At 38.3% G+C, this 14,627-nt stretch carries 16 protein-coding genes; 3 read left to right on the forward strand and 13 right to left on the reverse strand.

Going from position 1 to position 14,627, the window contains the following annotated elements:
• Positions 1-9: 9 nt before the first annotated feature.
• Entirely contained in the window at positions 10-213 is a 204-nt protein-coding gene (locus ACAN52_RS17825) for a hypothetical protein (protein WP_378956310.1), read from the reverse strand.
• A 180-nt stretch (positions 214-393) separates the two neighbouring features.
• Positions 394-966: a TetR/AcrR family transcriptional regulator gene (locus ACAN52_RS17830; RefSeq protein ID WP_378956311.1), complete on the reverse strand. Its 573-nt coding sequence runs from the start codon at positions 964-966 to the stop codon at positions 394-396.
• A gap of 387 nt (positions 967-1,353) precedes the next feature.
• Between ACAN52_RS17830 and ACAN52_RS17835 the strand changes: the two genes are divergently transcribed.
• Positions 1,354-1,806 carry a hypothetical protein gene (locus ACAN52_RS17835; protein ID WP_378956312.1) on the forward strand — a complete coding sequence of 151 codons (453 nt, stop codon included), beginning with the start codon at positions 1,354-1,356 and terminating at the stop codon, positions 1,804-1,806.
• A gap of 315 nt (positions 1,807-2,121) precedes the next feature.
• Positions 2,122-2,256 carry a hypothetical protein gene (locus tag ACAN52_RS17840; RefSeq protein WP_378956313.1) on the forward strand — a complete coding sequence of 45 codons (135 nt, stop codon included), beginning with the start codon at positions 2,122-2,124 and terminating at the stop codon, positions 2,254-2,256.
• A gap of 144 nt (positions 2,257-2,400) precedes the next feature.
• Here the strand turns inward: ACAN52_RS17840 and ACAN52_RS17845 are convergent, their stop codons facing one another.
• Both ACAN52_RS17845 and ACAN52_RS17850 read right to left on the reverse strand, forming a co-directional pair.
• On the reverse strand, positions 2,401-3,723 hold the full coding sequence (locus ACAN52_RS17845; RefSeq protein WP_378956314.1) for a metallophosphoesterase: 1,323 nt from the start codon (positions 3,721-3,723) through the stop codon (positions 2,401-2,403).
• A 266-nt stretch (positions 3,724-3,989) separates the two neighbouring features.
• A complete protein-coding gene (locus tag ACAN52_RS17850; protein WP_378956361.1) occupies positions 3,990-4,457 on the reverse strand; it encodes an MATE family efflux transporter in 468 nt (155 codons plus the stop codon).
• Positions 4,458-4,987: 530 nt separating this feature from the next.
• Here ACAN52_RS17850 and ACAN52_RS17855 point away from each other — a divergent pair.
• Positions 4,988-5,572 carry a glucosaminidase domain-containing protein gene (locus ACAN52_RS17855; protein ID WP_378956315.1) on the forward strand — a complete coding sequence of 195 codons (585 nt, stop codon included), beginning with the start codon at positions 4,988-4,990 and terminating at the stop codon, positions 5,570-5,572.
• 58 nt (positions 5,573-5,630) lie between these two features.
• On the opposite strand, the gene ACAN52_RS17860 is transcribed toward ACAN52_RS17855, so the two are convergent.
• From ACAN52_RS17860 to queC, 9 genes are all read right to left on the reverse strand, one after another.
• Positions 5,631-5,957, reverse strand: coding sequence for a hypothetical protein (locus tag ACAN52_RS17860; RefSeq protein ID WP_378956316.1), 327 nt, complete (start codon positions 5,955-5,957; stop codon positions 5,631-5,633).
• Positions 5,958-6,061: 104 nt separating this feature from the next.
• The gene (locus ACAN52_RS17865) at positions 6,062-7,171 is read right to left on the reverse strand and encodes a sensor histidine kinase (protein ID WP_378956317.1); all 1,110 of its coding nucleotides are present in this window, start codon (positions 7,169-7,171) and stop codon (positions 6,062-6,064) included.
• Complete coding sequence (locus ACAN52_RS17870) at positions 7,164-7,859, reverse strand: response regulator transcription factor (protein WP_378956318.1); 696 nt, start codon at positions 7,857-7,859, stop codon at positions 7,164-7,166. Before ACAN52_RS17870 ends, ACAN52_RS17865 begins: the two co-directional genes overlap by 8 nt.
• Before the next feature lie 201 nt (positions 7,860-8,060).
• Positions 8,061-9,659, reverse strand: a complete 1,599-nt coding sequence (locus ACAN52_RS17875; RefSeq protein WP_378956319.1) for an ArnT family glycosyltransferase — start codon at positions 9,657-9,659, stop codon at positions 8,061-8,063.
• A gap of 11 nt (positions 9,660-9,670) precedes the next feature.
• A complete protein-coding gene (locus tag ACAN52_RS17880; RefSeq protein ID WP_378956321.1) occupies positions 9,671-11,212 on the reverse strand; it encodes an ArnT family glycosyltransferase in 1,542 nt (513 codons plus the stop codon).
• A gap of 59 nt (positions 11,213-11,271) precedes the next feature.
• Positions 11,272-12,183 carry an NAD-dependent epimerase/dehydratase family protein gene (locus ACAN52_RS17885; protein ID WP_378956322.1) on the reverse strand — a complete coding sequence of 304 codons (912 nt, stop codon included), beginning with the start codon at positions 12,181-12,183 and terminating at the stop codon, positions 11,272-11,274.
• A 14-nt stretch (positions 12,184-12,197) separates the two neighbouring features.
• Positions 12,198-13,046 (reverse strand): ChbG/HpnK family deacetylase, encoded by an 849-nt coding sequence (locus ACAN52_RS17890; protein WP_378956323.1) that lies wholly within the window; start codon positions 13,044-13,046, stop codon positions 12,198-12,200.
• 80 nt (positions 13,047-13,126) lie between these two features.
• Positions 13,127-13,912, reverse strand: coding sequence for a GTP cyclohydrolase FolE2 (gene folE2, locus ACAN52_RS17895; protein WP_378956324.1), 786 nt, complete (start codon positions 13,910-13,912; stop codon positions 13,127-13,129).
• Positions 13,913-13,915: 3 nt separating this feature from the next.
• Positions 13,916-14,596 carry a 7-cyano-7-deazaguanine synthase QueC gene (queC, locus tag ACAN52_RS17900; RefSeq protein ID WP_378956325.1) on the reverse strand — a complete coding sequence of 227 codons (681 nt, stop codon included), beginning with the start codon at positions 14,594-14,596 and terminating at the stop codon, positions 13,916-13,918.
• Positions 14,597-14,627: the final 31 nt, after the last annotated feature.

Raw genomic sequence — 14,627 nt, forward strand, 5'->3', positions numbered from 1 at the left:
ATGCTGTTTTCATTTTCTTAAAACGACTTTGACTATGGGTTTCTCGTAAGCACAGACATGAACGAATTGCCCGTCGCTAATCAGTTCCACCTTACCAAGTTGCCTCCCCTCCCAATCCCAGTCTTCAACAAGGTTTTTTACTATTTTCTCCATTTCAAAATAAGACAATTCTAAGTCTGCAGTAACCTGTACACCATAAATTGTGTTAACCACTTCAATTGTTCCTCCTGCCATATATTAATCCGTTCATTCGGAAACTTTCAAAGAAAACTTGGCTTGCACCAAGCCTTAGTTGCCCTTGTTTGTAATCGAGAAAGTGTTATACTTTCTGATTACGCAACAAAAGAATGAACGTTCATTCCAATATTCAAAAATAAATACTCAATTTTAATTTTAACGCTTAATTGCATCCCATATGGCTTCTACACCCTCTTCAAGAGTGGCGCTATCAGGCTTAACTTCACTAAATATATAAAGATTTGCAAGTGCCTTGGTCGCACCGAAAGCAAGAGTATTAATCATTTCCATCGGAAGATCTTTTAACAAAGTCTCTTCTTTAGCCCGAATAAATAATTTGTTCGCTGGTTCAAACATACGCAAACCTTCTTGACGAGTAGCAACCGTAATCAAAGGAGAGTTGGCATACTGCTCCATAAAAAGAAATTCCATCGGATTTTCAATAAAGTAATCGATAATCGTACGTAATAACATGATAAAACTTTTGCGGACAGGCATATTTTCTGAATAATTTTTAAAAACAAACTGCGCTAAACGAGACTTAACCTGAATATAGAGGCCATTAATCAAGTCCTCTTTACTAGGAAAGTAACGGTAAATCGTACCTACTCCTATATTTGCTTTTTGCGCTATTTGCGACATGGGCGTACCATGAAATCCCTGTTCGGAGATCAATTCAAGGGTAGCTTGCAACAGAGCTGCTTTCTTATCCTGTATTTTTTCTTGCATAATAGTCTCCAATTAAATAATAGTAGCAACAGAATGAACATTCATTTTTGTAAATATAGGTTACTCTAAAATAATCCAATTGTCAACCAATTTTTCCTTTAAGAAAAGAAAAAGACAATTGCAGCTACCGTGAATGCCAACTGGACTCATGTCACAGAATTAGCCCGGCAGAGCAGTATCGAATGATTAGTAATATTTTTAATAAATTTTCATTATATATTATATATCAATTCTTCTTCATGACCATATTAAAGTAACTCTGGTTTTTACATTGTTCCTTTTTCGCTCAAATCATCCAATTTTTACTTATTGTCACATTTTCGTCATAGTTTTGTCATAATTTTGTGATATAGTAATATCAAATAAAGATTGAGGAGATGAATACATATGAAAAAATTATCTTGTTTAGCACTGCTCACCTGCTTCCTTGTCACCTTTTCAGGAACGGCTTTTGCCTGGAGTGACCGTTCCGAGGGTCGTCCCCAACAAAATCCTCCTAGCGTGTCTGTATGGCATGATCGCAATGACGAATTCCATGTAAAATCAACTAGCTTCCGCAACCAACATGTATTTTCTGGTGTGATTGAAACTGATGGACGCTTTTACGACGTTGACGACAAAGATTTGGAAAATGGTGATTTCGTTAGAGTAGATCATGACCGTAACACAATCCGCTTTCACTTCACAGGTCGCGGGATCGATGAACTTGATTTCAAAGTAAGAGGAGGAGATACCTTAAGATTTGATCTCAATAAAGATGGCCATGACATGAAGAGCAAGGAAATATTCATTGGTCGTCACGGCTGGCATCCTAGGGATAATAGATTTACCTTAAGATAATAACTTCTCTTTTGCGGGCGTTTGAGACGTCCGCTTTTTGAGTTCATTTTTCTCTATCCAATGTATATTTACTCTGAAACTGGCAATACTAACCTTACTCCTAGTTTCTAGACTATCATTCCTCTCCCATTATTAGCCCTCCTGTGGAGGGCTCTTTTTTACGTAATCAGAAAGTGTAACACTTTCTGATTACAAGTAAGGGCAACTGAGCCTTGACCGAAGTCAAGTTTTCTTTATCTTTCATGCGTTTAATTGTTATAACATTTTTTACATTTAATTAAACACTTTGGAAAAACTAAATTATGAGGTGATTATATGAGCAGAAAACTTATCGATCGCACCGATGAGTGGCACAAATTGCAAGAAGCATTAAAAAAGCCGTATGTTGGTACCGTGTCTCCTCCCCAAAAAGAAGTTCCTACAAAACCTCCTGTAAAAGATAATCAATAGATAGTATGTGCCACCCATTACCGATCACACAGTCCTTATTTCTAAGGTAAAATCCCGCAATTGCTTGCGGGATAAGTCTTCATCTAGAGATTCTTTCCTTGCCTCAGATGTTTCATTGCCTTAATATATCTTTGCTTTCTATCTTTAGTTTTTAGTGATCTCCACCTGATCAATCCGTTCCCCGGATGGCAGAAATGATGCTAATTTCAGGGTATTTGCCCCTACTTCCAGTGTCATGTAATTATCAGTTTCCGGCTGTGGGGCTACTGCCTTGTCAAATGGATGATTTACCCAGAGATTCGGATAGCGAACATTTCCGGCGACGCCGGTAACGATATAGAGCGGGCCGCGTGTATCCGACTGGAAATTATATAAACGATCACGGCGGCGGTAGGTGTGAAGGTGCGCTGTGAGCACAACATCGATGCCATATTTATCAAATAAAGGCATCCAGTTTTTTCCGATATCGGAAATACCCGCCTGACGATCACTCCGGTTCCGGATTTCATATGTCAAAACATCTTTATGCATCAAAACAATTCTCCACTTTTTCCGAGTTTGCGCAATGTCATTTACGAACCATTCTTTTTCCGTTTCTAAAAGACCTGGCTGGAATTGCTCCATTTCATCGAACTGTGTATTTAAAACAATGAAATGAACGGATCCGTAGTCAAAAGAATAAAACTGGTTCCGACGCTCGGCGTTACCATTTGCTGGCAGAGAAAAGAGATGTAGATAAGCCTCTGGCATCCGCACTTTCCAGTCCTGATTGTAGGTTTCGTGGTTTCCTAAGACCGGCGCTATAGGAATGGTATCGATGATGCCTCGCATGGAATCAAACCACGCCCGCCACTGAGTGTGATCCTCACCGTTATCGACCAGATCACCCATATTAACAAAAAAGGCGGCATCCGGATTGTTCTTTCTGGCAAACTGTGCAAGTTTCTTCCAGTCACTGTAATCATTAGACTGGGAATCTGGAAAAATCAGTGCCTTAAAATCTCCCCCATCATCGGTATTCAAATCGTGCCAATCACTGCGTTTATCGTCATAGCCAACACGGTATTCATATTGCGCACCTGCTGTTAAATCCTTCAGCACTGTCGTATGTATATAGGTCATCCTTTTATCATCGGTGAATGCCTCATCAGTCGCCAGGCTGGATTTTATATCCTCCTTGCCTTTTCTCCTATATTCTACGACAGCGTCTTTTTCGGCAAGCTCTGACTGCCACATGATCGTCCGTGAATTAGAACTGTCCTCCGTGATAATCTGACGGACAGATAATGCATCTATGCCACCTATTGACAGATAGTGCCCAACAATCGCCTTTGCCGAGTCAACTGCCTGCTTCGGCCGTTCTCGCATACCTGGCAGGAACGTATATAGACTGGCAACACCTGCAGTGATTCCGCCAGCAATCTTTATAAACTTTCGCCGAGAAAACTTTTTATTTTCCATGTCCATTTCTGCCCACTCCATTTCTATCTTCTATTACTATCATATATATTTCAAATTTATTTTCAATAAATAAAATATTTTTCTGGATTCGATGCGCGTTTAGTTCCTTCTAAAATACATCTAACTTAGCTTGCATTCATCATATCATCTGGAGTTTACTCGAAGTCAAGGTTTAAATTTAAACTACCATTTTGAGTTTTTTTCCAAGTCAATAGCTTTTTTAATTTTCCCTAACTTTAGTAATTATCCTATTACTTAGAGTTCACTATAAATTATGAATGACTCATACATTCGATCAGGTAATCGTAATACAGAATACCAACACTCATTGGAAATTTGGCATCTCCTGATGAACGGAATGTCACAGGCAAGGTATAGGTAAGTGGCCAGATTACTACTGTAAATGCTGCATGCCACCAAACAATTTTTGTAGCCAACAACATTGCCGTCTCAGATAATCCATAGATATTTAATACAGCCGGGAGTAAGGCAAGTACCAATGCACAGCTTAGTACATTTACCGCATATACAATACTCATAATCTTTTTGGTGTAATATTTAGCTTGTTCATAATCTCCTGCGCCGACGCATCTTGATATAATTACAGTTAAACCAAGACCAATTGCTATACCCGGCAGCACTTCAAACATAACAATGGTACCTGACACCGCATTTGCTGCAATTGCTGCCGTACCAAAAGTAGCAACAAGACTGAGTACAATAATTCTTCCCAGATAGATTTGCCTCCGTACTCAGCATATCACTTGGAGTTCAGTCCAAGTCAATGATTTTTTATGTAATCAGAAAGCATAACACTTTCTAGGGTTACAAGTAAGAACGACTAAGACTCCTGCCTACGTCTGAGGACTTGGCACAAGCCAAGTCTTTTCTTACAAATAGCAACATAGTTCTCAATAGTAAGCTCACCTCTGGCACATAGGAATAGCCCGCCCATCATGTATTTGTAATTATTTTCCATAGTTTTAAATTATTCTGGCTTGATACCGTAAAATGCTCACAATAGACAACAAAAGTCCGGCACTTAAACGCACCGGACATCATTGCATTATTCATAATGATAAAGTAAAATATTGTATAGATTAGCATCGACTTTGTCTATAATTTTTTCACACCTAACAACTATACTTTTAAAAAAGAAAAGGAGTAATTGGATTTGAAAACTAAATCAATAATAAGTTTAGCGATTTGCTTAACACTCTTCAACGTTTCAGTTGGATTCTCTGCAACTTTAAAAGAGGAACTATTAAAGTTGCGTAATCCACAAGTTACTGTACAACAAGATAGCGCGATTAAATTAATACAACCTGCGGAAGTTTCCAAAGATCTAACTATTTTGGGTGAACCGATAGCCACAAAAAAACAATGTGTTGAGTACATAAAAAAGAATAATCCACTACCTCTAATCGCAACTACCATCGATGAACTTGTAGATACCTTTTACGAAGAAGGTATTAAAGAAGGTGTCCGTCCCGACGTTGCTCTTGCCCAATCTTTACACGAAACAGGGTATTTTCGATATGGCGGCGATGTACTACCATCCCAAAATAACTACGCAGGCATCGGTGCTACGGGCAATAAGGTGAAAGGGGCCATTTTCAGTACTCCTACTTTAGGAGTAAGGGGTCAAATTCAACATTTGCTTGCCTACTCTACTACCAAACTACCCGTTGAGCCTATCGTTGACCCACGCTATGAAATACTCACAAAATTACCTGCTAAATATGGAAAAATTAAGACATGGCAAGAATTAGGTGGTAATTGGGCTGTACCTGGAATTGGTTACGGAGATAACATTTTGAAAATTCACCGGGAAATTTTAAATATGCCAATATAGTAAAATACTCTCTGCCAAAAACAAAAACCAGGATTACTCCTGGTTTTCTTTATAGTCATTATTTATTATTGTTATTTACGTTGTCCATCATACAGCCACTCTGTGACATCCCATTATTACCCATCATGTTACCATTCATCATACCGCCGCTTTGCATCATTTTCTGCATGACGGGAGCCATCTGCTGCATATGTTCATTCATTTGAGCTGCTTGCTCAGCTGTCATAGTACCATTATCGACGGCTTTCTGCATCATTTGTTGATGATTGGCAAACATTTGATTGAACCCATCCTTTTGTGGCTGAACTTGATCAGTCGTCGCCGCGAATACTGGTACAGCCATTAAGGCTGCCAGCATGGTAGCAATTATAATTTTCTTTTTCATAGGATATCCCTCCTGTTTCTTATTTATTCTTATTGTATCCTATCATTGTGGAGAAATTATGGAGATTTTATGAAAATTTTGTGTGATTTTTATTCCGGTTCTTTTTACTGTGGATGAATCGGCAGTAACACGGTAAAGGTACTGCCCTGTCCCAATTTGCTTTCTGCCTTGACCTGCCCGCCATGAGCCAAAGCCATTTGCTTGACAAGAGCCAGGCCAAGACCGGTACCACCACTAACTTTCGTCCTCGCTGGATCAACGCGGTAAAAATAATCAAAAACATGCTCAAGATCTTCAACTGCAATGCCAATTCCAGTATCGATCACCTTGATTTTAACCATACTGCCTTCAGTGGTTGCCACTATGGTAATCTGTCCACTGCTAGGCGTATATTTAATCGAATTTAAAATGAGATTATACATCATTTGGTTCACCATATTCCCATCCGCCAAGATAAGTGGTAATCGTTCGTCTGTTTCACTGTGTAGATTAATGTTTTTTGCATTGGCTAAAGGCTTACTTTTTAATACAACCTGAGTCACAAGTTGCTTTATATCCATAGGAGCAATTTCTGGCTGTAGTTGTCCAACTTCTAATAAGGAGAGATTTCTCAGCTCTCCGACCATCTTTGTCAATCGGTCGACTTCCTCAGTCAATGAATTCATTTGTTCGGCATCAGGAATAATGACACCATCAGCAATTCCTTCCAGATTGGCTTTTAGTATCGTTAGCGGTGTTCTGAGTTCATGGGCCACCCCAGCCAGAAAGCGTTGCCGAAGTAAAGTATTGGATTTTAACTTGGTCGTCATTGTGTTAAACGCTATAGCCAATTGCCCTACTTCGTCTTGCCTTTCCACAGCAACGGCTACATCCAAGTTCCCCTCTGCTACTGCATTGACGGCCTGATTCAAGTCAATTACTGGAGTCGCAATATTGCGAGCCAAATAATAACTAATGCCAGCAACAATGAACAACATGGCACCTGCAGCCAATAATAAAGATTGTTTTAGAGACATAAAGAACTGTTTTTCTGGTGCCCCCATCATAGAGGCCATATTTCCATGGTTCATCATCATACCATGCATGCCACTCATGTATAAATAGGAATTAAAATTTTCTGAGACCTGATAGTTGACGACGAGCATGAGTCCAACAATAACAATGACTGTTGTAAAAAAGAACGTGGTCATCACCCGTATTAAAAGACTATGCATATTGATCACCTGCCAATTTATAACCTACCCCATAAACAGTTTTAATATAACGGGGTTCACCATAAGAATCACCGATTTTTTTGCGGAGATTTTTAATATGAGAATCAACGGTCCGTTCATAACCTTCAAAAGCATAACCTTGTACATTTTCAATCAACTGTAATCGTGATAAAACTTGATTGGGATGGGTTAAAAATAATTCTAGCAGTTTATACTCCGTAGGCGTCAATTCTATCTGGTTACCTTGAACCCTTAAGGTATGGTTATGCAGATGTAGAGCAATCTCTCCAACACGCAACACATTCTCTTCCTTATCGCGCCGCCCCTCAGGCTTAGTCCGCCTTAGGATAGCTCGTATCCGAGCAATCAGTTCCCTAGGACTAAAGGGCTTTGTTACATAATCATCAGCGCCAATTTCTAGCCCAATTACCCGGTCAGTCTCAGTATCTCGCGCAGTAAGCATAATAATTGGCACATCACTATCGCGTCGAATTTCCTTACATACTCCTAAGCCATCAAGCTCTGGCAGCATCACATCTAGCAATATAATATCAGGTCGCCATTGCCGCGCCGTTTCTACCGCACTCTTTCCATCCATAGCCGTTTCCGTTATATACCCTTCTTTTATCAGATAGGTTACCAATACTTTTACAATCTTCTCATCATCATCCACTACTAATACTTTCATTGATCATACCTCCGAATCGATGGCAACTATAGCACAAAACCAATTATCCTGTAAGATACAGTATTACGTATTATAAACGTAACTCTTTATCTCTAGTATACAATGCTATTATGAAGAAGTATTGAAGAAACTATGAACAACTTATGAAATTCTCATTAGCAAACTGAAAACAGCTGAACTCTTTCGAATTCAGCTGTTTTTTTATTGTACAAAAACTCGTTGGTACAATGTAATATTGCTAGATGTTGCCACTGGTTGAAAATTTTTAGAAAACGTTTCAGACATAAAAGCAGTTTTACTTTTATTATTGACTAACAGATAAGACATTTTATACTGAGCAGTCGCTTGATCAAATACTCCTATCTCTTGAGTTGGCATTGTATATTTTCCTGACCAAGTACCTTGCTCTGTATTTTGCTGCTCGCGAACGAGTCGTGGCATATTATAGCCACTATAAAACACTGATGACGTTGAATAATCACCATATGAAGCAACCATTGCACCTTGTGCAGGCAATAAGAGGGCTATATTCTTTGCAGAACGTGCTGCTGATAATGGGACCAAACCATTATGAACTAATAATAAACTCATGATCACAGTTACAATTCCAACCGTTTTAGGCAGATAATAAACATTGCCTTTTACTTGTAGCCACAAGATAAGACAAGTTGAGAAAATCCCACAACTATAGATCACTGTCCAATTCGTTGCTGGAAAAAGCTTTGAGGATAGACTGATTACACCAATCAGCAGCAAAATAGGTAGTGATAAACACCACCACACTTTTCGCCCTTCCATACCATACATTTTGTTCAAGGTATAACCAATCAATAAAGCTGTTGGAAAAGACGCAGGAAAAACATAAGTAGGATATTTAGTTGCCATCATGGTATAAAATCCAATCATGACGACTGGCCAAATTGTTAAGTACATCAAATGAGCAGATGTTCTTTCTTTTTTAAAAATACTCATGTACCGAAAGAGGATTCCCGTCCAAGGCAATAAACTAATGGGAAACAAGACTAAATAATAATAAAATACATTATCGTCAGGATGTTCGGAAACGGTGGCCCGTACATAATTATGTAGTCCTAGAAAGGTATTGATAAACTCACTTCCATGTAACTGGTACATTTTAAAATACCAAGGACCCGTCACAGCTAGAAAAATAAGTATCCCTGGTATGATAAACAACTCTTTGAATAACTGCCATTGGCGAGTTAAAACAATATAAATCATTACGATTAAACCTGGCAAGACAAGACCAACAGGACCTTTTGTCAATACTGCCATACCTGCTGCCCCATAGGCAAGGATATACCAAGTGGTTTTTCTATTTCGAAGCCCCAAATAAAAAGTTGCTAAGGAAACACTTGTGAAAAAAAATAACACAGCATCCGTAATGATCATTTTTGCCAATACCCAAAATTCTAAGGACGTTCCCAATGCTAAAGCACTGAGCAATGCTGTCCTTCGATGCTCAAATAGCTTTTGCCCAAACCAATAAACAAAAGCTACGCTCCCTGCACTAAACACCGCTGCTGGCAAACGTGCAGCGAACTCAGTAATACCAAATACTTTAAAGCTAAGGGCAATGAGCCAATAAATCATAATTGGTTTATCAAACCAATAGTGGCCATAAATACGCGGTGATAACCAATCACCGCTCATTACCATTTCTTTAGCCGTAAGGGCATAATTAGATTCTACAGGATCAGTAATAGGAATATCAGCATTAAATGACAGATAAAAAATAAGAGCTGCCAAAAAAACTAATAATGCTGTTACACGTTTTGTCATATCTTCCTCCCCTACTCCTTCAATAATAAGTATTTCTCATCAATATGAATCAAGATTGTCATTCGTTGGCGATCAGCATCGTCCAAACGTTTATAGTCAAGATCCCTAATGACAAAATAAGCATGCTGACTTTCTTGAATCCTTTGAGATAGTTCTTCATCTGTTTTTATCTCAGTCCCATAGAAATCAGTGTAAAAGGTAAAGCCAGGATGCAAGAATTTTATAATGTAAACTGCCGAAGTACCATCATAGTGCATCTTAAATTCTTTAGCCATATTTTTTGTTGTGAAATTAGGAGCTGCTAAAGGAAATAATACCGTCACCAATACTGTAGAGAATAAAATCATCCCAATAATTTGGCTCCAGAAAGCTCGCCCGATTGACTTATTCCATAAAAAATAGGCAACAGCTAGAGCCATCATCACAAAAATTCCTGAAGCCATATATATGCCGCTTTGTAATACTGGCATCGCCTTCATGCCCATCATCATACCAACTGTAAACAATATCGCTAATACACCAAGTACAATAGCCCAACTATGTGGACGTTTTTTAGGACTTGCTGTCCACAACTGATCAATGTACCACCCTGCAATCATAGCAAGAGGAGGGAACATCGGCAGAATATAGGATACTAATTTGGTTTGGGAAATAGAGAAGAATATGAAGATAACCATGGCCCAGCTATTTAAAAATACTAATACAGAAGAATCCTGTTTACCTTTCGTCAAGGATGCCCACATCGATTGTAACATAATCGATGTCCATGGAAAAAATCCCAGTATTAAAACAGGAATATAATAGTACCATAGTACACCCTCTGGATGTTCAGGTGAGGTAAATCTTGTCACATTATGAAAACCAAGGAATGTGTCAATAAAGTCACTCCCATGAAGCTGATACATTATGATATACCAAGGGAATGCAACAAGGGCATAAAGCAATAAGCCTGATGGGATTTTCATGGTTTTAAGCTCAGACCAATTACGCGTAGCGAGGAGGTAGAAAAACACAATCATACCAGGGAAAACAAGACCAATCGGTCCTTTGGTCAAGGTTGCCAAACCAGCAAAAAAATAGGCTAAATAATAACGTTTTTCAATAAAGGATAGTAAAGCGACAGTAAGACAAAATAATAACGTCATATCTGTTACAGCTGCTTTTCCCAAATAAAAAAACTCAATACTCGTTGTGAGCACTAAAGCTCCAGCTAGCCCTGCTCGTTCGTTAAATAAACGCCGACCAAATAAATAAACAGCTAAACTACAGGCTACAGCTAAGAGCGCTGAAGGAAACCTGGCTGCAAATTCAGTCATGCCAAATAGTTTATATGATCCTGCGACGAGCCAATAATACATGGGCGGCTTATCATACCAATACTCACCATAAATGCGAGGTGAGATAAATTCTTCAAAGGCAAACATTTCCTTAGGTGTCTCAGCATACACAGGTTCGTCAGGATCTAATAGTGGTATTCCGCCCAAATTTAAAAATACAACCACAATACTGATAATAGCTACCAACCAAAAACCCGATCTCACTCTTGAGAACATAGATACCCTCCAATATTTCGAAAATGAAAATTTATTTCAAGATTAATTTTTAATAAACGTTATATGAGTGACTGATAGGTTCTAGCTAACCCATCAAGAAGTGGCATGGAAGGTTGCCAATTTAATTGTTGCTTTGCTGCAGCATTTGATAATGACGATTTATAAATATCTCCGTCCCGAGGTTGGCTATAAATCTTAGTCACTGCTTTGCTAGAAACTTTTCCCATAGAATCAATTAAAGTGTTAACATCGATTTCTGTTTGCGTACTCACATTATAGATGTCCCCACTATGAACCGTGAGTAATGATTGATAATTAGCCGTTGCAATATCACCAACATAGATAAAATCCCGTGTTTGACTGCCATCACCAAAAATTGTGACTGGCTCACCTTGATGAATTTTGCGAGTAAAAATGCTAATTACACCACCCTCGCCACCATCTCCCTGGCGTTCACCATATACATTTGCATAACGCAATACAACATAATCAAGGCCATATACTTTTTTATAGAGAGCTAGATATTTTTCACAAGTCAATTTACTCAGCCCATAAAACGACGTAGGTACTGTGGGGGATGTTTCGAGAACTGGTAACATTGTCACATCACCGTATACAGCGGCTGTCGATGAAAAAACAATACGTTTTACCGTTGTTTTACGGCATGCTTCCAACAGATTAACAGTCCCTAAGACATTCACATCACAATCATAACCAGGCAATTCTAAAGATTTGTGAACCATGGTTTGAGCTGCTAAATGAATGACATAATCAAATTTTTCCTCAAGGAATAATTCCAATAACTCAGGACTACGAATGTCCATTTTAATAAAATTAGCTTCTTTATGGATATTTTCCATTAATCCAGTACTCAAATTGTCAACAATAACAACCTGACAATTTTCCTGTATTAATTTTTCTACCACATGTGAACCAATAAAACCAGCACCACCAGTGACGAGTACTTTCATCGTTCAGTCCCCTTCTATTTTAAATCTCGAAATGAGATTAAATTTATACGATTCTCATTTAAGCAGTGGCGTACCTTGGCACTTGTCACTGCCGCCAACTCTTCTTGACCATGATAATTCCAAGGATATATTGTATTTAACAATTCATTATCACTTCCTGGATGCATCATTATTTCAGAGATACCGTGAGGTAATGTTTTAAGAATTGTCAACAAAAATTCTTCTTGCATATTTCCGCCTGCCAGCATACCAAAAAAATGTTCAGGCATGGCAAGTTTATTTTTTTTAACTTTTCCTTTTGCTAATTGAGCGAGCATCGTTAAGCCAGACCGAGCAATTAAACGCATGGGTGGACAAGGATAGCCACCACGGAAAAAATGAGATTCAGCTGGAATTCGGACTGCCTTAATACCAAAATCTTTTGCAATATCAATAGTAATATCCATAATAGCAGGTACAATATGCATATGTTGGTGACTATCTAAATGGGTAATCTGTATACCACTATCGACTACTTTTTTTACTTGAGCAGTCAGTTCACGCCGTATATCAGATAATTGTATTTTTCCTAAGAGATAATTTTTTAAAAACTGAGGGTATTGGGGTGATAAGTAGCCATCCTGATCAACCAAAGATTTTACTTGATCAGGATGGCATACAGGTTTTTCCCCAACTAATGTTAAATGTACGCCAACTCCTAGCTTCTGATTTGTTTCAGCTAGTCCTACAGCATGTTCAAATGCTTTACCACTTGCCATGATTGTCGTACTCGTAATGATTCCTGTTGTATAACCTTGAATGATTCCTAAATTAACTGTTTCATGCAGACCAAAATCATCAGCATTTATGATTAAGTGTTTCATAAAAACAACTCCTCTATACTACACTTCAAACATATATGCTATCATGTATCATGATTTTTGGCAATTCATATGACCAGTACCTATTTTACATATTCTACGTGCCTAGCATATGCACTATGATTATGAATCGACTCGTAATTTTCACATTGTATTTCAAACCAATTGATATGAGGTTGCTCACGCAATGATAGTACCAAATCCCTTAGTACATCTTCAACAAATTTAGCATTTTCATAAGCGTATTCGGTGACATATTTCTCATCTTCACGTTTCAGCAGAGGATATACAGGGCAACTACCTTCATTTTCTAGCAATGTGACTAAATCTTCAATCCAAATAAATTTTCCATGTTGATATTTAATTTTAGCTTTCATGAGTCCTCGTTGATTATGGGCACCATAAGCTGAGATTTCCTTGCTGCAAGGGCATAAGGACGTAAAAGGAACCTGTACACCCAAGGTAAAATCTAAAGGATTATCTTTGCGTAGTGTGGCAGAAAAAGAACAATCAATATCAAGCATGCTTTTTAAGCCACTCACAGGTGCTGTTTTTTCAATGAAATATTTAAATTCAATATCCATTTGTGCATATTCAGCATCAAGTTTTTGAATGGTGTCTGCCAAAATAAATTCCATTTCACGGCTTGATACTGGTTTTTGGCTCCATTCACTCAAAATTTCAATAAACCGGCTCATATGAGTACCCTTATATTCTTTTGGCAAATCAACCGTCAGGTTAATTCTTGCTAATACGGATTGAAAAGAACCAGCTTTGGTCTTAATCAAGAATGGTAAATGTACCTCACTAACACCCACATTCTGAATGGCAATTCCTCTATTATCTGATCTATTTTGAACGTCTTTCAAATTTTATTCACTCCTAGTTTCATATAAAATTGGATCTTTTACACCTGCATCAGCAAAACCTTTTAAGCGGAGCAGACAACTATCACATTCTCCACAAGCAACTTCTCCTCCATTATAACAGCTTGTCGTTAATTCAAGAGGCGCCTTTAATTTTTCTCCGAGGAGGACAATATCCTTTTTAGTCAAATGCAGTAATGGGGTTTCAATTGTTATTTTTCGATGATCTTGAACCCCAGCCTTTGTACTATAATCAGCTACCTGCTGAAATAACTCAATAAATTCAGGACGACAATCAGGATACCCTGAATAGTCAAGGGCATTTACGCCAATAAAAATCCGATCTGCACCTGTCACTTCTGCATAACCTAAGGCATAGCTTAAGAAAATCAAATTTCGCGCAGGAACATAAGTAATGGGAATCTCCTCTTGATCAACTTGTCCTGTTGGCACAGCCATTTCTTCATCTGTTAATGCACTGCCACCAATAGCGTCCATATTGGTACGAATGACAATGTGTTTAGGGATTTTATAATGCTCAGCAACCTTACGAGCACTTTCTAGCTCGCGATCGTGCCGTTGATTATAGTTAAAACTGATTGGAAAAATTTCATAACCTTCACTATGAGCGACAGCCATGCATACTGTGGAATCCAAACCTCCAGATAGCAATACTACTGCTTTCATATTATCATACACATCCTCTATACTTTCTGAT

Source organism: Pelosinus sp. sgz500959, from assembly GCF_042610375.1.
Taxonomy (GTDB): Bacteria; Bacillota; Negativicutes; order DSM-13327; family DSM-13327; genus CTSoil-075.

Excerpts from the sequence above, each read along its gene's own strand:
- ACAN52_RS17875 (WP_378956319.1), bottom strand. The coding sequence starts at position 9,659 with ATGACAAAACGTGTAACAGCATTATTAGTTTTTTTGGCAGCTCTTATT.
- queC (WP_378956325.1), bottom strand. The coding sequence starts at position 14,596 with ATGAAAGCAGTAGTATTGCTATCTGGAGGTTTGGATTCCACAGTATGC.
- ACAN52_RS17835 (WP_378956312.1), top strand. The coding sequence starts at position 1,354 with ATGAAAAAATTATCTTGTTTAGCACTGCTCACCTGCTTCCTTGTCACC.
- ACAN52_RS17830 (WP_378956311.1), bottom strand. The coding sequence starts at position 966 with ATGCAAGAAAAAATACAGGATAAGAAAGCAGCTCTGTTGCAAGCTACC.
- ACAN52_RS17880 (WP_378956321.1), bottom strand. The coding sequence starts at position 11,212 with ATGTTCTCAAGAGTGAGATCGGGTTTTTGGTTGGTAGCTATTATCAGT.
- ACAN52_RS17885 (WP_378956322.1), bottom strand. The coding sequence starts at position 12,183 with ATGAAAGTACTCGTCACTGGTGGTGCTGGTTTTATTGGTTCACATGTG.
- ACAN52_RS17870 (WP_378956318.1), bottom strand. The coding sequence starts at position 7,859 with ATGAAAGTATTAGTAGTGGATGATGATGAGAAGATTGTAAAAGTATTG.
- ACAN52_RS17840 (WP_378956313.1), top strand. The coding sequence starts at position 2,122 with ATGAGCAGAAAACTTATCGATCGCACCGATGAGTGGCACAAATTGCAA.
- ACAN52_RS17845 (WP_378956314.1), bottom strand. The coding sequence starts at position 3,723 with ATGGACATGGAAAATAAAAAGTTTTCTCGGCGAAAGTTTATAAAGATT.
- ACAN52_RS17890 (WP_378956323.1), bottom strand. The coding sequence starts at position 13,046 with ATGAAACACTTAATCATAAATGCTGATGATTTTGGTCTGCATGAAACA.
- ACAN52_RS17860 (WP_378956316.1), bottom strand. The coding sequence starts at position 5,957 with ATGAAAAAGAAAATTATAATTGCTACCATGCTGGCAGCCTTAATGGCT.
- ACAN52_RS17865 (WP_378956317.1), bottom strand. The coding sequence starts at position 7,171 with ATGCATAGTCTTTTAATACGGGTGATGACCACGTTCTTTTTTACAACA.